Origin of the sequence: Halomonas sp. ISL-56, assembly GCF_018612805.1 — a bacterium.
Lineage (GTDB): Bacteria > Pseudomonadota > Gammaproteobacteria > Pseudomonadales > Halomonadaceae > Vreelandella.
In genome coordinates this window covers 37,262-57,406 of the sequence record NZ_JAGGRO010000023.1, presented here as the reverse complement: position 1 = coordinate 57,406, position 20,145 = coordinate 37,262, and the positions used below count along the sequence as shown (strand labels likewise).

Genomic DNA, 20,145 nt, shown 5'->3' with positions numbered 1-20,145 from the left:
TTAGTTATTGAGCGCGCGCTGCAAGTAACTAAAAGCCCGCTATACTACAAGAGCCGCTCACCTTGAGCGGCTCTTATGTTAGAGAGCTACACTCATGACACGATCAACGGCTTGGCGATACATGATCTGCGCAGCGGGGCTGCTAACCTGCTCCCCGCTGGCTGCACAGTCGCCTCAGGAGCAGGATATGACCCAGATCCACATCACTATGAGCGGTTCGCCGGGCGCCGAGTTTTCCGCCCACTGGCGGATTACCCACGAAGGTGAAACCACCGAGCACGTTGAAGAGAGCGGGACAGTACCTGCTGAGTACACTTTTACCGGTACAGAGCTGGAAGGCACGGTAAAACTGTTAAGTGATGATGAACGGCTAGAGGTGGATATTCAAAAAGGCAGTAACCGGTCGCGTTCATCGACTCAGGGGGCGGGAGGTACATTGACGCTGATGATTCGTTAATGTCTAGCTTCCATTTAAGCGATAAAAAAACCGCCCCGTAGGGCGGTTACTTATATTAAGAGGTGCTTACCACTGTGTGGAAATAGCGGAGTTGTTGTTCCCCACTTGAGAATGAGTGGCTGCTGCTGCTGCACCGTAAGTATGGTTTTGACGGATAGTTGATACGTTGTTACGGCCACTTTGAAATACATCTGCCATATGGCCATCGCCACCCTGGTAAATGTAGGAAGCACTTAGATCCGCTGCAATCTGGATGACTTTTGCTTCATTATTATTGCCATTTTGATGAACAAAGCTCCAAGTTTCATCGGTGTTATATGCCTGATAGACGTCGGATGAGTTATTATCGCCGAACTGCTCAACGATAGAATCGCTCAGGCTAGTGTTCCAAAACTGAGCAACGGTAGACTCGTTGCCATGTCCATTTTGGTGAACATAAGAATCATTACGCTCCCCACCTTGCTGTATTACCTTCGATTTGTTGGCATCGCCTATTTGCTTAACGATAGACTCATGCTCATTGCCGCTTTGGAATACATAGGAAGTATTGTCATTTCCTTTTTGAGTTACACGAGAATACTGTGCATCTCCATACTGATCAGTTTCAGCATTATTATTATTACCTTGCTGAGTAATTAATGAAGTACGCATATCGGCTCGATTAAATCCGTTCATCCCTGAGCGAATGCTTTCTTGGCTATTAAAAGTTGGGTTCGATCCTGCGTTAGCACTGTTGTTGATAGTAGAATCTTGGTAGTCGCGAGCTTGAGCTGAGAAGCTAAGAGCAAGAGCGATGGCGGCAGCGATAGTAGTGATTTGAGTTTTCATGGTGTTTACCCTTTTTTGGATCTACTTGCTTTGGTATTAACTGAGAAGCTGGATGCGACTCAGTAGGTATCGATAGCGACCGGTCGTGCATTGCCCGAGTAGTTTTGTTGTTCGACGCTAATGCTGCGTTGGCCACTGCCCGATTGTGAAATTGATATATCTCCGCTAATACCTAATTGGTGGATATCAGCTCTAAAGGAAGAATTGTTACCCTGTTGTGAAATATTGGCAGCGTTATCATTACCTACCTGCCAAATTACGCCAACATTGTTTCCATTGCTCTGTGTAATATTTGCTTGATTATTATTGCCACGTTGATTGATATGCGAAAAATTAGCGAATTGATAACGTGAAGAACGTGATTGGGTTACATTAGCTTGATTGTTATAACCTTGTTGTTGAATAATACTAACGTTTCCCTGTAATACCGAGTTATCGACTTGTGCTGCATATTGAGCAACTCGTGAACCTTCTTCTAAATTTGTTGAAAAGGAACCGTTAGCTTCGGCTGTCGTTGTTGCTATCATCATAAAAACGACTGCCACAATAGAATAGTGCCAGTTTTTATTTTCTTTACACTTTGTAATTTTGTAGCCGAGTGAAGTTTGCATCTCTTGTCCCTTTGAAACTAATTGTATCTTTTTGTTTCATTGGTTGAGTTTGGACTAATTAGAAATATTTTCTATCGTATTTTTTCTTAATAATTAGTTTATATATTTAATGATTAATGCTTCATAGCTGATTATTTTTTTGATTTCTTATTAACTATATTTTTAATACTATTATTTATTATGAATAAAAAAGCTGCTCATTGAGCAGCTTTAATTAATGTTGCTAATACTTTTAATTTTTTTATAAAAGTAAATTTAAAGCATTGGTATCGAGGCGTTAAGGTATTCGCTTAAAATAGTATCTTGAATGTTTGCATCTGGTGCCAGATTCCACAGTTGGTTTTCAATACCTCTTGCAATGAGGTGAATTACAGAAGATTCAATCGCTGACATGACCGCTAACTGAACCGGTTCATTCGTGGTAAGTCCTACTTCAGCCTCTAGTAAGCGACGGAAGTCGATGAAACGATAGACTCCTGCTCGCATCTCTTTAGAGTAAATTGTTTTTGTAGTGGTTACGTTAGCTAATACCTCCCCGGTAGATATCTCAACCGCACGTAAATTGACGGTTACCTGATCAACCTGGTACTGACCTGAGGCGCCAATACCGAAATATTCAGCGCCAGCTCCCCCTGTGCGAACGTTGGATTCATAAGCGATTATGCCGCCTTCCAACATCACTGAGGCTGCACGAAGTGACGGCAGTGTATCGGGCTGGCCGAAGCGTTCGAACTCAGCGCGGATAATGCGTCTCTCGGTAAGCAGGTTTTGTAAACCCACACGCTCAAGGGGTATAAACCAGCCAGAATCTGCCAGTGCACCGGTCAGCATTGCTGCGGCACCTTGAGTGACAGCGGTCGAGAACGTGCTGGCGGGCGCCGGGCGATATTGGCCAGTTTGATCGCGGAAGTCATAAACTGAAACAAAAATGCGTCCAGCCGGTGGCGGTAAAGAGACGAGGTCTTGATAAGTTGCGCCCCTTGGAGTGAGCGTTGGTTGCGCACCTTCTAAGTTTTCAGACGTCGCGACCATTCCTGCACAGCCAGAGAGTATACTGGCTAGCATTATTGATATAATAATTTTCATGATGTTCCCCTGACAAAACAGGTTGTGTTTGCTTTTTTAAATTTCTTCTTTAACTAACTTTTAAGGGTTAAATAGGCCACCCACGCTGATCTCTGTAACGTCACCGGTTATCTTATCAACAACGCGTACGACTAGCTGGCCACTATTATCACTAACAACGACCCCGAACTCATCACTATCGAAACTTCCCTCACTAACCTCACCGCGACTAACGTCTGAAATCAGCTGGGAAATAAGCCTGCTCTCCAAGTTTTGTAATAAGCGTTCAGTTGAAGAAAGACTTTGAAAACTACGTGTATTAGGATCTTTATTTGTATCTTGAGCCTGCGCTTTGCCTAGTAAATAGCTACCCACAAAGGGATCGCCGCCGAAAGAAGGATTAAGGGGCTTGTAAATTAAATCCCCAGCTTGAGCTGTTGCGCAGAGCACCCAGGCCAACCCAATTACGACTAAGCCTTTTTTTATAGCTTTTTTCATTAGAATAACTCCTCTTTCCCCAAGTCTTTATCGGAAGACACCGCTGCGGATAGTTGTTGTTCAATCAGGGCTCTTTCGACGGTTTGCACGGCTTCCCCGGCGGCACGATCTGCTTCATTGATCTTTGGGGAAAGCTGCGTACGGAAATACATACGGTTTCCTTCCATCACCCATACTTGGCTTCCCCATCGTGCATCAGGGCGCTCATTAATGGTGATAGTGGCATTGCCGATAATCAGGTTATCCATTGCTCGCTGACTAAAGGCGCGATAGAAAGTTTTACCGGCCATGGTGATCGTGCGATCAACCATGATGCCGGTTAGCTCGCTTCCCCCGTTAGCGTTGCCGCGCATTTCAGGACCATCAGGGCTAGAAAGCTGATTAATAGCGTTAATTGCTTCTTGTTCGTTGGCAGGCAATGCATCTGCAGCGTCGGCCGGCTCATTGGCCAACGCTGAAGACGATATGATCCATACAGCCACGATGAAAAAGCCGATGGTTAAGCGGTTAATTGATGACATGACAGCGACCCTTGCGCTTTAACGTTACCGGTGGCGTTGCAGGCTGCGTGCGGTTTCAATATTGGGCAGAATTGGCCCCAGGTTCTGATGAATCCAATTAAGCGCCTGAATACGGTTGTGAACGTTAATTTTGCGAAAAATATTGTAAAGGTGAGACTTAACGGTGTGCTCACTAACAAATAGCTTTTCGGCAATTTGTTGATTAGAAGAGCCTGCACTGAGTAGAGAAATAATCTCCATCTCCCGGTTTGTTAGTCCACAGGCGGGACGGAAAGCATTACTTTGGTATTTGCGATAAAACAGGATTAAACGCGCCATTAAATCTCTTGACATCCATAGCTCTCCTTCGAGCAGCGAGTGGATACCTTTACAAATCACCTCAAGGCTTTCATTGCGATAAAACACGCCTTTTAACTGAGCGCACGAGAGCGCTTCAAGGGCGTGATCCATATCGTGAATGTTGAAGGCGGCTAAGGGCGTTTTAGTTAGCGCATCGGGTAACTTATCTTGCCACTCTGGTAGTGCATCAATGCCAATATGATCGCTGTCAATGAGAATTAGCAAGTTGCCTGAGGCGGAAACAGGCAACGCTGCATGGGGAGGATGGATACTTATTTGGCAGCCGGTGTGCTTATTCAAGTACTCAGCAAACAGCTGTACTTGGGGACTTTTTTCGGTAACCACATACACCGTACCGATAGACTTTTCCTGCGACATTGGGTGGCCCTCGTGGAAAGAAAGAGTGAGCAGCTGACCATTGAAGTGTTGACCATAAGATACGTTTCGTAAAGTTTTGTTATTAAATATTTGGTAAAAATATTTCCACTGCCGTTGATTCCTCTGTTTTTAATTTTTTATTTATATATTTAACAAATGCTTATTGTTAGTTAAGCAATAAATTAATTATCAGAGCGCGAGATACGTTATGTAACATTTTGATGGCTTTTGATACCACCAGTGAGCGCGTAAACTGAAGCTCTACTGTTTGGAGTGCGTATCATGGCCGCCGTCAATACCCTTGTTCTTGCCAGTGGCAATGCAGGAAAACTAAGAGAATTCAACCAATTACTTTCGCCTTTAGGGTTCGATGTGCGTCCTCAGGCAGATTTTGGTGTCACTGATGTTGAAGAGACGGGGCTAACCTTCGTCGAAAATGCTCTACTTAAAGCGCGTGAAGCGAGTCTTGTCAGTGGATTACCGGCATTAGCTGACGATTCCGGACTTGAAGTGGACGCGCTGAATGGGGCGCCCGGTATCTATTCCGCTCGGTATGGTGGTGAGCCCAAAAGCGATGAGAAAAACAATCAGACGTTGTTAGCCGCACTAAGCGACTGTGCTGAGGGGCAACGTAGTGGCCGTTACTGGTGCGTGCTGGTCTATTTGCGCCACCCGAAAGATCCGGTACCGGTCATTGTGCAACGCAGTTGGGAAGGCGAGATTCTGGCTCATCCCAGAGGAGAGGGAGGATTTGGCTATGATCCGCTGTTCTGGTTACCTGATCAGGGTATGAGCGTGGCTGAGCTACCCAGCGAAAGTAAAAATCGCCTTAGCCATCGTGGTCGTGCGCTGCAAGGCTTGGTGGAGTTATTGAAGGTGGCGCATGGCTGATACGCTGCCGCCGCTCTCTCTCTACATCCACACACCTTGGTGTGTCCGTAAATGCCCGTACTGTGATTTTAATTCTCATGAGCCAGGGACGCACGGTTTCACGCCCCGGGACTTACCTGAAGCCGCTTATCTTGAGGCTCTGTTACAAGACCTGGACGGAGACCTTGCCTTAGCAGCCGGGCGAAAAATTCAGACCATTTTTATCGGTGGGGGCACTCCTAGCCTGCTGTCTCCCGCGTTTTATGATCGCTTACTGGAAGCGATTGAAGCCCGTTTACCCTTTGCGACGGATATAGAAATTACCTTAGAGGCGAATCCAGGTACCACTGAGCAAGAGCGTTTCATTGGTTACCGTGCTGCCGGCATTAACCGGCTCTCGCTGGGGATTCAAAGTTTTCAGCCCCATCAACTGCATGCATTGGGGCGAATTCATAGCGGTGACGAAGCGATCACTGCGGTCGCACAGGCAAGACGGGCGGGCTTTACCAACATTAATATTGATCTTATGCACGGTTTGCCCGACCAAACGCCTCAATTGGCGATGGATGATATTGCCCAAGCGCTGGCATTGACGCCTGAACATCTCTCTTGGTACCAGTTGACTCTTGAGCCTAATACCGCTTTCCACTCCCAGCCTCCGGTGTTGCCAGAGGAAGAAGCGCTTTGGGATATTCAAGACAATGGACATCAGCTCTTAGAGCAGGCGGGTTTTAGACGCTACGAGATTTCTGCTTACGCTAGGGTTGACTATCAGAGTCGCCATAACCTTAACTACTGGCAATTTGGTGATTACCTTGGAATTGGCGCTGGTGCCCACGCCAAGCTTAGCCATATTGACGAAAACGGGCAATGGCGCATCGAGCGGCGCTGGAAAACCCGGCAGCCGGACGCTTATTTAAAGCGAGCGGGTGATTTGCGTGGTTTTATAGCCGGTAAGCAGCTTATAAAAGCGGATGAGTTACCTTTGGAGTTTGCCATGAATGCGCTACGGCTTACTGATGGGGTGGCGCTTGAGACATGGAGCGCTTATACCGGGCTCCCCACTGCTATGTTACTGACGCGTTTACAAACTGCCGAGAAAAAAGGACTTTTGATGCAAATGCCTGAAAAACTCCGTGCATCACCTCAAGGTCTATTATTCTTGAATGAGTTGCTGGCATCAATCTGTGACGATAGCGCTTAGGTGAGAGACCAGCGATGAATAAAAAGATGTCCCGAACACAAACAAGGAGTGAGCAATGCGTATTTCTCGACTACTGACACCGCTAGCGGCCGCTATTCTACTGGCTGGTTGTGCCACATCGGATCCTTACGGTGGCCAAACGCAGCGCTCTAGTACCGCGATGGGGACAGGGATTGGTGCCGCCGTTGGCGCCGCTGCTGGTGCCCTTTCTGGCGATGGCAGCACCAGCCGCCGCGATCGGGCGTTAATTGGCGCAGCCGTCGGTGCGGCGGCGGGCGCTGGTATTGGTGTCTACATGGATCGCCAAGAGCAGCAGCTGCGTGAAAACTTGCAAGGCTCGCGCATTGAAATTGATCGCCGTGGCGATGATATCGTGCTGAATATGCCTAGTGGCGTGACCTTTGGTTTTGACTCTGCAGATCTTACCAGTGAAGCGCGTAGCTCTCTTAACGAAGTCGCTAATGTACTCACCCAGTACCAAGACACCCGCGTCAATATTGCAGGCCACACCGATAGCACCGGTGACGCGAGCTACAACCAGCGCCTGTCTGAGCGTCGCGCCCAAGCCGTGGGTAGTTACTTAAGCCAGAACGGTGTTTCTTCCATGCGTCTTAACACCTCGGGTTATGGCGCGACTCAGCCAATTGCCAGTAATGACAACGAACAGGGTCGCGCTCAGAACCGTCGGGTAGAAATTACCCTAACACCCACCGGCGATGGCCAACGTTAATCCGCTAGTGAGTTAATCTGGCTATTGCCGCCCCAAGCCCGCTATGCTCACATAGCGGGCTTTTTTCATTCACTTGCCGATGAGCCTCCATGCTGTCTTATCAACATGCCTACCATGCCGGTAATTTCGCGGATGTACATAAACATCTAACGCTTTATGCGGTGATTGATTATTTATTACGTAAAGAATCAGCTATTACATATGTCGATACTCACGCGGGTCGAGGGCTCTATCCTCTCAACGCCCAAGAGACCCAGCGCTTGCAAGAGTATCGCGAGGGTATATGGCCAGTGTGGCAAGCCCGCGAAGGGTTTAGCGATGAGCTACTAAGCACGTGGCAAGTCGCGCTAGCAAATGCTCAGCCCATGGCAGAGACGCTGACTCACTATCCAGGCTCTCCTTGGTGGCTGAGCCATTCGTTGCGTGAACAGGATCATCTGCGATTGTTTGAACTACATCCTGGCGAGCATGAGCAGCTCAGCGGCCAAGGGTTATCGCCACACGCACAGCGCGTGTTCGGCGATGGAATAGCTGGATTAACGGCCATGCTGCCGGTCAAATCGCCACGGCTATGTGTTCTGATTGACCCCAGCTATGAGCGTAAAACCGAGTACCAGGAAGTCGCCGAGACAGTGGCCTATACGCTAGATAAAGCGCGCCATGGAGTGGTATTGATTTGGTATCCGCTGCTGCCAGCAGGCCATCATCACACCCTATTGACGAGTCTCAAAGAGAGCGGAATACGCAAAGTATGGCGCAGCGAGCTGCTGCTGCGCGAACCTGGAGAGCAGGCTCACGGCATGTTCGGTAGTGGTATGCTGGTGATTAATCCGCCTTGGGGATTGGACAAACGCCTGTCAGCCGCGATGTCGCAAATTACCCCGCTGCTAGGTACTAACTGCCACTATCAGGCGGACTGGTGGGTGGGTGAGTAGTCGTTGTAAGGAAGTCGCTCTATTTGCCGATACAAAAACTGCCGAAAATTTCGCCGAGTAAGTCATCGGCGCTGAATTCGCCGGTGATCTCGCCTAAGGCCTGTTGGGCATCGCGCAAATCCTCCGCCAGCAGTTCGCCTGCGCCATAGCCATCAAGCTGTGCACGGCCGGTATCAAGGGCTGCCATGGCGCGATCTAGCGCGTCCAGATGCCGTCGGCGGGCGGAGAAGCGACCCTCAGTGGTGGCGGCAAAGCCCATCACATCCTTCAGATGAGCCTTTAAGTTATCCACACCCGTACCGGTTTTTGCCGAGAGCCTGACGGTAGGCGTGGTTGTGGATAAATCAATACCCGCCGGTTCGGCACTGGTATCTATTTTATTACGCACCAGAGTTAAACGCGCCTGGTCAGGCAAGCGAGCAACGAACTCTGGCCAGATGGCCATAGGGTCAGTCGATTCGGTGGTGCTGGCATCAACCAGTAGCAGCACCCGGTCGGCTTTCTCTATCTCGGCCCAAGCACGAGCGACACCAATTTTCTCAACCGCATCGGGGGTATCGCGTAGACCAGCGGTATCGATGATATGCAGCGGCATTCCGTCAATATGGATATGCTCGCGGAGTACGTCCCGGGTGGTGCCCGCAATATCCGTCACAATGGCGGTATCCTGCTCCGTGAGGGCATTCAGCAAGCTCGACTTACCCGCATTGGGACGCCCGGCGATGACGACGCTCATCCCTTCGCGCAGCAGTGCTCCTTGGCCTGCCGCTTGGCGTACGTCACTCAGCGCCTGCTGGACGCTGCTTAAATGCTGGGCAACATGGCCGTCGGCTAGAAAGTCGATCTCCTCTTCGGGGAAATCGATAGCCGCTTCCACGTAGACGCGTAGCTCTATAAGCCGAGTGACCAAGGCAGATATGTGCTTTGAGAACTCGCCCTGTAGCGAGCGCACAGCGTTTTCTGCCGCCGAACGAGAAGTGGCATCGATGAGATCTGCAATAGCTTCTGCCTGGGCCAGGTCGAGCTTATCGTTCAAAAACGCCCGCTCAGAAAACTCCCCCGGCCGCGCTAAGCGGGCACCCAAGGCCACACAGCGCTCCAACAGCATATCCATGATAATCGGGCCACCGTGCCCCTGGAATTCCAGGACGTCCTCACCGGTAAATGAGTGAGGGCCATTAAAGAACAGCGCGATACCTTCATCGATGCTGCCCTCAGCGCCTTGGAAGGGGCCGTAGTGAGCGAATCGTGGAGTAGGGCAATGCCCAACCATGGCTTCAGCGATCTCGCGGCAGGCGGGGCCTGAAACGCGGATAATACCCACGCCACCGCGCCCAGGGGGGGTCGCCAGTGCCGCAATGGTGTCAGGTGTATAGAGGCGTTCGGCCATGGTGAATCTCTTTTTGAATTGGCAGGTAACGAAACTGATCGACCTAGTGTGAATTTTTCGGCCTTAAAACGCCAGACCCCCGCTCGAGGCGGGGGTCTGAAGGCGCTAATTAAAACGGCGGGCTATTTTGTTTTCATGCCCTTGCCGATACTTGGGTCATTTTCGATTTTGCGCGTAATGTAATATTGCTGCGCCACCGAAATGATGTTGTTGACCACCCAGTAGATAACCAGACCGGCCGGGAACCACAGGAAGAAGAAGGTAAAGATGATAGGTAACATCTTCATAATCTTCGCCTGCATCGGGTCTGGCGGAGTCGGGTTTAACATCTGCTGAACGAACATCGAAATGCCCATCAGAATTGGCAGAATGAAGTACGGATCCTTCACCGACAAATCCTGAATCCAGAAGATAAACGGAGCGTGGCGTAGTTCAACCGACTCCAGCAACATCCAGTAGAGCGCGATGAAAACGGGCATTTGGATCACAATGGGAAGACAGCCCCCCAGCGGATTAATTTTCTCCTTCTGGTAGAACTTCATCATCTCTTGCGACATTTTTTGCCGGTCGTCGCCATACATCTCTTTCAGGCGCTGCATTTCCGGGCCAAGTTTACGCATCCGACCCATGGACTTGTACGCTTTGGCGGAAAGCGGGAAAAGCACCGTCTTAACCAGTACGGTTAATAGAACAATCGACCAACCCCAGTTGCCGACGATTTCGTGGATATGATCCAGTAGCCAGAACAGCGGGTTAGCAATAAACCATAGCCAGCCGTAATCAACGGTTAAGCGCAGATTGGGAGCAACCTGCTCTAGGTAATCTTGAACCTTTGGCCCCATATAAAGGGTAGCGCCCAGTGTCGCTTCACTATCGGCGGCAACGGTGCTGGTAGGGCCCGCAAAGGCAACGACGTTACGGTCACTGGAGTCTGTGGTGACGTAGTAAAGATTCTGTTGATCCTGTTGAGGTGCCCATGCCGATACAAAGTAATGCTGAATAATCGCTATCCAGCCACCCTGGGCTTCACGGTTTTCAAAGTTACGGCTTTGAATATCGTCAAAGTCGATCTTCTCGTAGCGTGCATCCGGCGTTGAATAAGCGGCGCCCAAATAGGAGTTCATACCCATAGAGACACCGCTAGACGGGTCAGGGCTATTGTCGCGGGCCAACTGGCCAATAAAGCGCGCACTAACGGGTGCATCGGTATTATTGGCAAGGTAGTAATTGACGTTGACCGCGTAGCTGCCACGTTCAAAGGTAAGCCGTTTAATGACCTCAACGCCGTTAACGTCGGCGGTTAGATTAACGCTTAGCTCGTCATCGTTATCACCTAAACGATACTCAGAGTTTTCAGGCGTGAACGCGATACGGCTCGCTTGTCCATCAAGTTGGAGACCTGATCGAGCCACGTAGCTACGGCTGCTGTTATCGGATAACAGGACATAGTTACGGTCTGAATCAAGGGATAGTTTGTGCTGCGGTAACGCGGCATAAACTATATCGCCACCATGTGGATCAATACGCACATCGAGGACATCGGTGGTCACGGCAATGAAATCGCGGCTTGATGTCTCGCTTTCGGTATCAGGGATACCTTCACCTACCGCGCTTTGCTGCTGCGTAGATGTGCTGGGAACCGCTAAGCCACCTTCGCCATCTTCAACATTGCTGGGAGGCGGCGCATTGCTGCGTTGAGTTGTTTCAGGCACTGAATCATAATTCGGCTGCCCGTAATCCTGATTCCACTGGACGACTAGCAAATACGCCAGTACGGCTAGTGGAATCAGTAATAAAAGTCGTTTTACGTCCATGAGGGTTCTGCCCGCTGGGTGGTGAACATGCTAATGGCGCAGTGTTATTTACTCGACTCTTGACACACGAAAGCCTGCCAGTTGGCAGGCCGAGGTCGAGCGGCGAGGGGTGCACCAAAGGTCACGTGTCACGCTTAGGCGTTGGTACTGCGATCATCGCCTGTGCGTCACGCTGAAGTCGCTTCCACATGCCGTGTAACTGGCGATGCAAGGTTTCGTTATCGATATCCTGAACACCACGTCGTGCAAGCACCACTATATCCACAGAGGGGAGGTGATCTTGACGAAGGCGAACGGATTCTCTAACCAGACGCTTGAAACGGTTGCGATCTACGGCGCGTTTAACATTCTTTTTGCTGACCACCAGTCCAAGGCGGGGATGTCCCCGAGTACTCAAGCGGACTAACGCCATCATACCTTTGCCATGTACTTTCAGGTCGGCTTGCTCAAACACGTGACTAAAATCCCCAGCATTTAGTAACCGTAATTGCCGGGGAAAGCCTTGCTGCGGCACACGCAATCTGAGATCAGGCGCTCAGACGCTTGCGGCCCTTGGCACGGCGACGTGCGAGGACGGCGCGACCGTTTTTGGTTGCCATACGAGCACGGAAGCCATGCGCGCGCTTGCGCTTGAGAACGCTAGGTTGAAAAGTGCGTTTCATAACTCGTTATTCCCACGTGGTTTAGGACGGAAAGTGAATTCCAAAAAGCCCGGTCCAGTGAGGAACTAGCCGGGGAGATTCAATTCAAGACCGGAAATTGTAGAGACTTCCTCTGCTGGGTGCAATTTTTCCTTGCATAAAAGCGTTATCACGCCTCAGCCAGCGTGCTTGATGCGGTGAGAGTAGCCATTAATAATGTCACTATTATTACTAATAGGTAATTCTAAACCTGTTGTTATTAATAGTGGGGATACTATTTGTGGATAAGCGTTTATTATTCTTATCTTTCAATAACCTATAATAATAAAAAATCTGTGTGTAAGTCCCGTATAAGCAGTCCACAAGGTGTTGGCTAGATGTGACTAACCATTGCATAAGGCGCATTTTTAACGGTTGTCCCCACCGATCCACAAGGTTTTCCCATAGGCTCATTGCAAGTTGTCCACAGGTCAATATTGAAGGCTAAACCCGTGTGGATAACCGAGGCTTTGGGCGCTACAATGGTCGGCCGTTTTCAACCGATGGTGAGATGAGTGTCACTGACGCTTTGGCAACAGTGCCTGGACAACCTGCAGGATGAGCTGAATTCACAACAGTTCAATACCTGGATACGCCCGCTGCAGGCAGAAGAAGGAGAGTCCAACGAGCTGCGCTTATTGGCGCCGAATCGCTTTGTGCGCGATTGGGTGAGCGATAAGTATGCCAAGCGGATTAGTGAGCTGATGCGTGAACTCGCACCGGCCAAACCGCCAAAAGTAAGCCTGACGGTAGGTAGTCGCCGCTTGGCAACTCAGGCCCCTCAGCATCGTGATTTAGGTAACCCTGTATCCGCTTCACCGTCTCGACCGGCGTCACCTGCTGTACACACGCCGCCACGCGGCGATATTGCCGATGAGCGTGAAATTGATAGGCTGCGTGATGAAGCACCGAGCCGGCGAAATAATGAGCGTCAGGTACAGGTAGAGGGCAGCCTGAAACATGGCAGCGGCCTTAATCCTAATTTTACTTTTGATACGTTCGTAGAAGGTAAATCGAACCAATTAGCTCGCGCGGCCTCCCGCCAGGTGTCTGAAAATCCTGGTGGCGCTTATAACCCCTTGTTTTTATACGGCGGCGTAGGTTTGGGTAAAACCCACTTAATGCATGCTGTGGGGAACGCATTGGCAACCCGGCGTGAAAATGCCCGAGTTGTATACCTACACTCAGAGCGGTTTGTGGCCGATATGGTCAAGGCGCTTCAGCTTAATGCGATTAATGATTTTAAACGCTTTTACCGCAGTGTTGATGCGTTACTTATTGATGATATTCAGTTTTTTGCTGGAAAAGAGCGCTCGCAAGAAGAATTTTTTCATACCTTCAACGCACTTTTGGAAGGTGGGCAGCAAATGATCCTCACTTCTGATCGCTATCCTAAAGAGATCAGTGGTGTAGAGGAGCGCCTAAAATCACGCTTTGGTTGGGGGCTCACGGTAGCGATTGAACCACCGGAGCTTGAAACCCGCGTGGCTATCTTGATGAAAAAGGCTGACCAAGCTAAGGTCGATTTGCCTCATGATGCGGCTTTCTTTATTGCGCAAAAAATCCGCTCCAACGTGCGCGAATTGGAAGGGGCATTGAAAAAAGTCATCGCTGATTCTCACTTCATGGGTAAAACGATTACTCAGGACTTTATACGAGAGTCTCTGAAAGATCTTCTAGCGCTTCAAGACAAACAGGTAGGGGTAGATAATATTCAGCGTACAGTTGCTGAATATTACAAGATTAAGGTGGCGGATCTGCTTTCTAAACGGCGTTCACGTTCAGTGGCCCGCCCTCGTCAGGTGGCGATGGCGCTTGCTAAGGAGCTAACCAATCACAGCTTGCCTGAGATTGGCGATGCCTTTGGCGGCCGTGACCACACAACGGTGTTGCACGCTTGCCGGAAAGTGAAATCATTGCAGGAAGAGAGCGCGGATATTCGTGAGGATTACAAGAATCTATTGCGCCTGTTAACCAGTTAATCATCCCATGGGTCGGGCCTGTCATACGCAGGTCTTTCAGGATATAGAACCGGAGTATTGATGAAATTTTCGATTTCCCGAGAGGCGCTGCTACGTCCGCTGACTCTGGTCGCTGGTGTCGTTGAGCGTCGCCAAACGTTGCCAGTGCTTTCTAATGTGCTGATTCAAGTAGAGGGTGACCAAGTGTCGCTCACTGGCACTGACTTAGAAGTCGAGCTCGTTGGTCGTACCGTGGCCAGTCAAGTCGACCAGGCGGGTTCCGCGACAGTGCCTGCACGTAAGCTGATGGATATTTGTAAATCATTACCCGATCAGTCTGACATTCAACTAGCCGTTGAAGAGGGCCGCGCGGTACTTCGTAGTGGTCGTTCACGATTTACTCTGTCGACTCTCCCTGTTGCTGAATTTCCCAATATCGAAGATGCAGACGGTAGCCAGGAGATTAGCGTACCCCGCGGTACGCTAAAGCATTTGATTGAAGCCACCTCGTTTGCCATGGCGCAGCAGGATGTTCGTTATTACCTCAATGGTATGCTGCTGGAAATTCAAAGCAACCTGTTGCGCACAGTAGCAACGGATGGCCACCGCTTGGCGATGTGCTCACGCCCAATTGAGGTCACCGTCAGCCAAGCTCAAAAGCTGATTGTGCCGCGTAAGGGTATTTTAGAGCTGTCGCGCCTGTTAGACGATAGCGATGAGCCTGTCAGCCTAACGCTCGGCTCCAGCCATGTGCGCGCCCATACAGGGGATTTTACCTTCACCTCTAAGTTAATCGACGGTAAATTTCCCGACTATGAGCGTGTTGTGCCCCGCAATGGCGATAAAGTATTGCTTGCTGAGCGCGCAGCACTGCGCCAAGTGCTTTCACGTACTGCCATCCTCTCCAACGAAAAGTACCGCGGTGTGCGCCTCTATCTTGAGGAGAACAACCTTAAAGTGATGGCTAACAACCCCGAGCAAGAAGAAGCCGAGGAAAATATCGCCGTTGAGTACAACGGGGGGGCAATGGAGGTCGGTTTTAACGTAGGCTACTTGGTGGATGTTCTGACAGTGCTTAATGAAGAACGTGTGCAGATTACCCTAGCCGACCCTAATAGTAGTGCACTGCTTGAAGAGCCAGGCAGTGGTGATGCACTCTATGTCGTTATGCCAATGCGCCTGTAAACGTTTATGCCTGCGGCATAGCAAATATATAAACAGCTAGGTTAAGCGGCGCTTCTGGTAGCAGAAGCGCCGCAACACGTTTGGAATACTCCCTTTTCGAGGATTTTTTAAGTGGTGATAATCGGATGAGCCTGACACTGCTTAATTTCCACGCTTTACGCAATCTTCAGCCTGTTGAGATGATCCCTTCTTCCCGCATCAATGTGATTAGCGGTGCTAATGGCAGTGGAAAAACCAGTCTGTTGGAAGGAGTACATATTCTAGGCATGGGGCGCTCTTTCCGAACGCGCCAACTTAAGAACGCGATTCAGACGGATGAGCCCCATATGACGCTTTACGGGCGTTTAAGCGGTGAGCCTGAGGTTACCCTGGGTGTGCGCCGGTTACGTGCTCAGCGGGAGCTGGAGCTTCGTTTAAAGGGTGATAAAAATGCTCGTCTGGCGGAGTTAGTAGAGGCGATGCCGCTACAGTTAATTAATCCAGATGCTTTCCGATTGCTCGAAGGATCTCCAGCTGGTCGCCGTGAGTTTCTCGACTGGGGGGTGTTTCACGTGAAACATGACTTTTTAGTCATCTGGAAACGCTCCCGACGTGCGTTGAAACATCGGAATGCACTGCTCAGGCGTGGTAGAATACAACCTCAAGAAATGGCGGTGTGGGAGCAGGAGCTCGCCACTTGGGGCGAACAGATTGATACATTGCGTCGCGCTTGGTTTAGTGACTTTCTGCCCGTGTTTGAAGAGACGCTTAAAGTGTTACTGCCTTTACCGGGTTTGTCGCTGAATTACGCCAGAGGCTGGGATAAAGAGCGATCGCTTGCGTCGGTGTTACATGATAACCGGCTAACGGATCAACAGATGGGTTTCACTCAGCAAGGCCCACAGCGCGCTGATTTACGTATTAGGATAAACAAGCAGCCTGCGGTAGAAGTACTTTCCAGAGGCCAGCAAAAGTTAGTGGTGAGTGCTTTAAAGCTCGCCCAAGGCCGGTTTCTGGAAAGAACAGCACAGCGGCACTGTATTTACCTTATCGATGATTTGCCGGCGGAGCTTGACGAGCATAATCGTCACCAGTTTTGTGGTTTACTCGAAGATATGCAGTGCCAAGCATTTATTACCAGTGTCGAACCTTCCGCGTTGAGGAGTACTTGGCGGTCTGAGACTTCAGTTAAGATGTTTCACGTGAAACATACCGAACAGGGTCTCAGCCATCTAGAGCCAACTAACTAGAGCTGATTAGTTAAAATGACATCAGCTCTAGCCGGTTAAATTAGCGCAGGAAGGATAGACGATACGGGATGAGACAGACTTCACGACGGAGTGGTCAATGAGCGAGCAGGCTTACGATTCATCAAGCATTAAGGTGCTCAAGGGACTGGACGCGGTGCGTAAGCGACCAGGTATGTATATTGGTGACACCGACGACGGTACTGGGCTGCACCACATGGTCTTCGAATTGGTGGATAACTCCATCGACGAGGCATTGGCGGGGCATTGCAGCGAAATTCGCGTTGTCATCCACCCAGATGAGTCAGTCACCGTGAGCGATAACGGCCGTGGCGTACCCACCGAGCTTCATGAAGGGGAGGGGGTTTCCGCTGCTGAAGTTATCATGACGGTTCTGCACGCAGGCGGTAAATTCGACGATAACTCCTACAAAGTTTCCGGTGGCTTGCATGGTGTTGGTGTTTCTGTTGTCAATGCGCTTTCCGCTGAACTGCGCTTAACGATTTGGCGCCAGGGTGAAGTGTTTGAACAAATGTATCGCCACGGTGTTCCCCAGGCACCACTGGGTGTTGTGGGCAAAACCGAAAAAAGCGGTACCCGCGTTCACTTCCGTCCTTCTCCGGAAACCTTTGGCAATATTGAATTCCATTTTGATATCTTAGCCAAGCGGCTGCGAGAACTCTCCTTTTTGAATTCTGGCGTGGCCATTCGATTGCTGGATGAACGCAGTGGAAAAGAGGAGCTGTTCCACTATGAAGGCGGTTTGCGCGCCTTTGTTGACCACCTGAATACTAATAAGAGTGTGATTAACCCCGTATTCCACTTTAACGCTGTGCGTGACGATGGCGTTGAAGTAGAGGTGGCTATGCAGTGGAGCGAAGCCTTCACTGAAAATATTTTTTGTTACACCAATAATATTCCGCAGCGAGATGGTGGCGCTCACTTGGCTGGTTTTCGTGCCGGGCTGACCCGCACGCTCAATAATTATATTGAAGCTGAAAACCTGCTCAAAAAAGCCAAGGTCAATACGACGGGTGATGATGCCCGCGAAGGCCTGACGGCGATTATTTCAGTCAAGGTGCCGGATCCTAAGTTTTCGTCTCAAACCAAGGACAAGCTGGTCTCCAGTGAAGTGAAAACCGCGGTTGAGCAGGAAATGAGCCGCTTGTTTTCCGAATATCTTGTTGAAAAGCCAAACGAAGCTAAAGCAATCGTTAATAAGATGTTGGATGCTGCGCGTGCCCGTGAGGCCGCTCGTAAAGCGCGCGATATGACCCGCCGCAAAGGCGCGTTGGATATTGCCGGTCTGCCCGGCAAACTCGCGGACTGTCAGGAAAAAGACCCAAGCCGATCTGAATTATACCTGGTGGAGGGTGACTCCGCGGGTGGCAGTGCCAAACAGGGGCGTGACCGTCGCACTCAGGCTATTTTACCGCTCAAAGGTAAAATCCTGAACGTCGAAAAAGCGCGCTTCGATAAGATGCTCTCCTCTGCAGAGGTGGGCACGCTAATCACAGCCTTAGGCTGCGGTATTGGTCGTGAAGAGTTTAACCCTGATAAATTGCGTTATCACTCGGTTATTATCATGACCGATGCGGATGTCGACGGCTCGCATATTCGTACGTTGCTGCTGACGTTCTTCTTCCGTCAAATGCCGGAACTGATTGAGCGTGGCCATATCTTCATCGCTCAGCCGCCGTTGTATAAAATCAAACGCGGTAAGCAGGAGCTCTATCTGAAAGACGAGCAGGCGATGGTCGATTACTTAACCACGACTGCTCTAGATGGTGCGGGTCTACACGTGAATGCTAATGCACCGGGTATTTCTGGCTCACAGCTCGAAACGTTGGTGAATCAGTACCGCAACGTGATGAAGCGGATTGATCGTCTGTCGCGGGTTTATCCCAATGAAGTACTTAAACAAATCATTCATGCCTCTGCGCTCAAAGGCGAGGAGAGCTTGAAAGATCGCGTTACCATGGAGAACTGGATAGCTGAGCTGCAGAAGATTATGGACGATATGGTGGCTTATGAAGGCGGGCCGCGCTATCACTTCCATCTTCAAGAAGATACTGAGCGTGGTCTGTTCTTACCTACTGTGTCGCTGGTTGCTCACGGTGTAACGACTGAGTACACGTGGGGACTCGACTTCTTTGAAAGTGCCGACTATCGGGGCATTGCCGAGCTGGGTGAAACCCTGGATGGTTTCCTGGAGGAGGGCGCCTTTATTGCCCGTGGCGAGCGTCAGAAGCCTGTATCGCACTTCTCGGAAGTGCTTGCATGGCTAATGCAAGAAGGCCAACGAGGGCTGTCCGTGCAGCGCTATAAAGGTCTGGGGGAAATGAACCCGGATCAGCTTTGGGACACCACCATGGATCCCGATAGCCGCCGCATGCTACGAGTGACTATCGAAGATGCCGTGGGTGCCGATATGATGTTCAACACCTTGATGGGTGACGACGTTGAACCCCGCCGTGAGTTTATTGAAACCAATGCGCTGGTGGCGAATTTAGACGTGTAGGTTGATGGCCTTCGTTAACATGTTTCACGTGAAACATGTTAACGAGCCATGCCTCAAGATGATTTAGTGTCACTTATAAAAGCGTCGCTGTGGATGGATTCCATAGCGACGCTTTTTCAATGCTAGATAAATAGTATGAAGAGTCGTTGTGGCAGGGAAGTTTTTCTCAGCCGACCATTCTCGAACAAAGTAGAGCGATCTGAGACTCTGTTTAATACCGCTTAGCCTCCCATTTCGCTTATCAATTCACTTCTCAATTAGCTATTCAATTAGCCAGTCAACAAAGTGTGCGAGATCATCGAAGATCTTGGTCTTCTCAAGACCCACGCCTTTTTGTTGCGTTTTTGCCCCTTTTCCGGTTCTAACCAAAACAGTATTGCATCCCATTACTTCGCCTGCCTCTAGATCTCGTAGGCTATCACCGACCATCCAACTCCCCGCTAAACCCCCTAGCATCAGAATCTGTTTGATCTGTCGCAGCATACCCGGTAATGGTTTACGGCATTGGCACCCATCATTTGGCCCATGGGGGCAGTAAGCGATATGTTCAATATGCCCGCCTTCCGCTTCTACCAATGCTATTAAGTGTTCATGCATGGCATGGAGCGTTGCTTCATCATAATAGCCACGCGCAATACCCGATTGATTCGTTGCGATGGCAATGGAGTATCCTGCGTGTGTGAGTCGGGCAATCGCCGTGATTGAGGAAGGGTAGGGCACCCACTCATCGAGGGATTTGATGTAATCATCGGAGTCATGGTTGATGACACCGTCTCGATCAAGAATGATAAGTTTCTCGGCACTTAGCATAGAGTTCCTATTGTTACGGTTGTTGGCGATGCATACTGCCCCTTAGTTTTACGACTATCTTATACTCGATCTAGCAAAAAGATGTTTCACGTGAAACATATGCTCCTAGCAACACGTGCTCC

The 20,145-nt window shown here is 49.9% G+C and carries 20 protein-coding genes; 9 read left to right on the top strand and 11 right to left on the bottom strand.

Annotated features, from left to right (window positions below; translation table 11 throughout):
- The first annotated feature begins 94 nt into the window (after nucleotides 1-94).
- Entirely contained in the window at nucleotides 95-457 is a 363-nt protein-coding gene (locus J7J49_RS19440) for a hypothetical protein (RefSeq protein ID WP_251048412.1), read from the top strand.
- Between the two features lie 66 nt (nucleotides 458-523).
- Here the strand turns inward: J7J49_RS19440 and J7J49_RS19435 are convergent, their stop codons facing one another.
- The 6 genes from J7J49_RS19435 to J7J49_RS19410 form a co-directional block, all read right to left on the bottom strand.
- Nucleotides 524-1,285: a hypothetical protein gene (locus tag J7J49_RS19435; protein WP_215095011.1), complete on the bottom strand. Its 762-nt coding sequence runs from the start codon at nucleotides 1,283-1,285 to the stop codon at nucleotides 524-526.
- A gap of 59 nt (nucleotides 1,286-1,344) precedes the next feature.
- Complete coding sequence (locus tag J7J49_RS19430; RefSeq protein WP_215095009.1) at nucleotides 1,345-1,896, bottom strand: hypothetical protein; 552 nt, start codon at nucleotides 1,894-1,896, stop codon at nucleotides 1,345-1,347.
- 255 nt (nucleotides 1,897-2,151) lie between these two features.
- Nucleotides 2,152-2,982, bottom strand: coding sequence for a CsgG/HfaB family protein (locus tag J7J49_RS19425; protein WP_064232412.1), 831 nt, complete (start codon nucleotides 2,980-2,982; stop codon nucleotides 2,152-2,154).
- Nucleotides 2,983-3,042: 60 nt separating this feature from the next.
- On the bottom strand, nucleotides 3,043-3,459 hold the full coding sequence (locus tag J7J49_RS19420) for a curli assembly protein CsgF (protein WP_064232413.1): 417 nt from the start codon (nucleotides 3,457-3,459) through the stop codon (nucleotides 3,043-3,045).
- The gene (locus J7J49_RS19415) at nucleotides 3,459-3,980 is read right to left on the bottom strand and encodes a CsgE family curli-type amyloid fiber assembly protein (protein ID WP_215095007.1); all 522 of its coding nucleotides are present in this window, start codon (nucleotides 3,978-3,980) and stop codon (nucleotides 3,459-3,461) included. Before J7J49_RS19415 ends, J7J49_RS19420 begins: the two co-directional genes overlap by 1 nt.
- A gap of 24 nt (nucleotides 3,981-4,004) precedes the next feature.
- Nucleotides 4,005-4,697, bottom strand: coding sequence for a response regulator transcription factor (locus J7J49_RS19410; protein ID WP_064232415.1), 693 nt, complete (start codon nucleotides 4,695-4,697; stop codon nucleotides 4,005-4,007).
- Nucleotides 4,698-4,979: 282 nt separating this feature from the next.
- Between J7J49_RS19410 and rdgB the strand changes: the two genes are divergently transcribed.
- From rdgB to J7J49_RS19390, 4 genes are all read left to right on the top strand, one after another.
- Nucleotides 4,980-5,588, top strand: coding sequence for an RdgB/HAM1 family non-canonical purine NTP pyrophosphatase (rdgB, locus tag J7J49_RS19405; RefSeq protein ID WP_064232416.1), 609 nt, complete (start codon nucleotides 4,980-4,982; stop codon nucleotides 5,586-5,588).
- On the top strand, nucleotides 5,581-6,771 hold the full coding sequence (hemW, locus tag J7J49_RS19400; RefSeq protein WP_215095005.1) for a radical SAM family heme chaperone HemW: 1,191 nt from the start codon (nucleotides 5,581-5,583) through the stop codon (nucleotides 6,769-6,771). The genes rdgB and hemW overlap by 8 nt, the downstream gene beginning before the upstream one ends.
- A 55-nt stretch (nucleotides 6,772-6,826) precedes the next feature.
- Nucleotides 6,827-7,501, top strand: a complete 675-nt coding sequence (locus tag J7J49_RS19395) for a YiaD family glycine zipper/OmpA-like lipoprotein (RefSeq protein WP_064232418.1) — start codon at nucleotides 6,827-6,829, stop codon at nucleotides 7,499-7,501.
- 89 nt (nucleotides 7,502-7,590) lie between these two features.
- Nucleotides 7,591-8,436: a 23S rRNA (adenine(2030)-N(6))-methyltransferase RlmJ gene (locus tag J7J49_RS19390; RefSeq protein WP_215095003.1), complete on the top strand. Its 846-nt coding sequence runs from the start codon at nucleotides 7,591-7,593 to the stop codon at nucleotides 8,434-8,436.
- 19 nt (nucleotides 8,437-8,455) lie between these two features.
- Here the strand turns inward: J7J49_RS19390 and mnmE are convergent, their stop codons facing one another.
- The 4 genes from mnmE to rpmH form a co-directional block, all read right to left on the bottom strand.
- Nucleotides 8,456-9,826 carry a tRNA uridine-5-carboxymethylaminomethyl(34) synthesis GTPase MnmE gene (gene mnmE, locus J7J49_RS19385; RefSeq protein ID WP_215095001.1) on the bottom strand — a complete coding sequence of 457 codons (1,371 nt, stop codon included), beginning with the start codon at nucleotides 9,824-9,826 and terminating at the stop codon, nucleotides 8,456-8,458.
- A 122-nt stretch (nucleotides 9,827-9,948) separates the two neighbouring features.
- Nucleotides 9,949-11,640 carry a membrane protein insertase YidC gene (gene yidC, locus J7J49_RS19380; protein WP_064232421.1) on the bottom strand — a complete coding sequence of 564 codons (1,692 nt, stop codon included), beginning with the start codon at nucleotides 11,638-11,640 and terminating at the stop codon, nucleotides 9,949-9,951.
- Nucleotides 11,641-11,761: 121 nt separating this feature from the next.
- Nucleotides 11,762-12,154, bottom strand: a complete 393-nt coding sequence (rnpA, locus tag J7J49_RS19375; protein ID WP_082906530.1) for a ribonuclease P protein component — start codon at nucleotides 12,152-12,154, stop codon at nucleotides 11,762-11,764.
- A 13-nt stretch (nucleotides 12,155-12,167) separates the two neighbouring features.
- Nucleotides 12,168-12,302 carry a 50S ribosomal protein L34 gene (gene rpmH, locus J7J49_RS19370; protein WP_008959105.1) on the bottom strand — a complete coding sequence of 45 codons (135 nt, stop codon included), beginning with the start codon at nucleotides 12,300-12,302 and terminating at the stop codon, nucleotides 12,168-12,170.
- A gap of 533 nt (nucleotides 12,303-12,835) precedes the next feature.
- Between rpmH and dnaA the strand changes: the two genes are divergently transcribed.
- The 4 genes from dnaA to gyrB all read left to right on the top strand — a co-directional run bounded on the left by dnaA (nucleotide 12,836) and on the right by gyrB (nucleotide 19,213).
- On the top strand, nucleotides 12,836-14,302 hold the full coding sequence (gene dnaA, locus J7J49_RS19365) for a chromosomal replication initiator protein DnaA (protein WP_035582418.1): 1,467 nt from the start codon (nucleotides 12,836-12,838) through the stop codon (nucleotides 14,300-14,302).
- A gap of 60 nt (nucleotides 14,303-14,362) precedes the next feature.
- Nucleotides 14,363-15,466, top strand: a complete 1,104-nt coding sequence (dnaN, locus tag J7J49_RS19360) for a DNA polymerase III subunit beta (RefSeq protein ID WP_064232422.1) — start codon at nucleotides 14,363-14,365, stop codon at nucleotides 15,464-15,466.
- Between the two features lie 125 nt (nucleotides 15,467-15,591).
- Nucleotides 15,592-16,695 carry a DNA replication/repair protein RecF gene (recF, locus tag J7J49_RS19355; RefSeq protein WP_215094999.1) on the top strand — a complete coding sequence of 368 codons (1,104 nt, stop codon included), beginning with the start codon at nucleotides 15,592-15,594 and terminating at the stop codon, nucleotides 16,693-16,695.
- Between the two features lie 97 nt (nucleotides 16,696-16,792).
- Nucleotides 16,793-19,213, top strand: coding sequence for a DNA topoisomerase (ATP-hydrolyzing) subunit B (gyrB, locus tag J7J49_RS19350; protein ID WP_215094997.1), 2,421 nt, complete (start codon nucleotides 16,793-16,795; stop codon nucleotides 19,211-19,213).
- A gap of 261 nt (nucleotides 19,214-19,474) precedes the next feature.
- Here gyrB and gmhB read toward each other — a convergent pair whose 3' ends face one another.
- The gene (gmhB, locus tag J7J49_RS19345; protein ID WP_215094995.1) at nucleotides 19,475-20,023 is read right to left on the bottom strand and encodes a D-glycero-beta-D-manno-heptose 1,7-bisphosphate 7-phosphatase; all 549 of its coding nucleotides are present in this window, start codon (nucleotides 20,021-20,023) and stop codon (nucleotides 19,475-19,477) included.
- Between the last annotated feature and the right edge of the window lie 122 nt (nucleotides 20,024-20,145).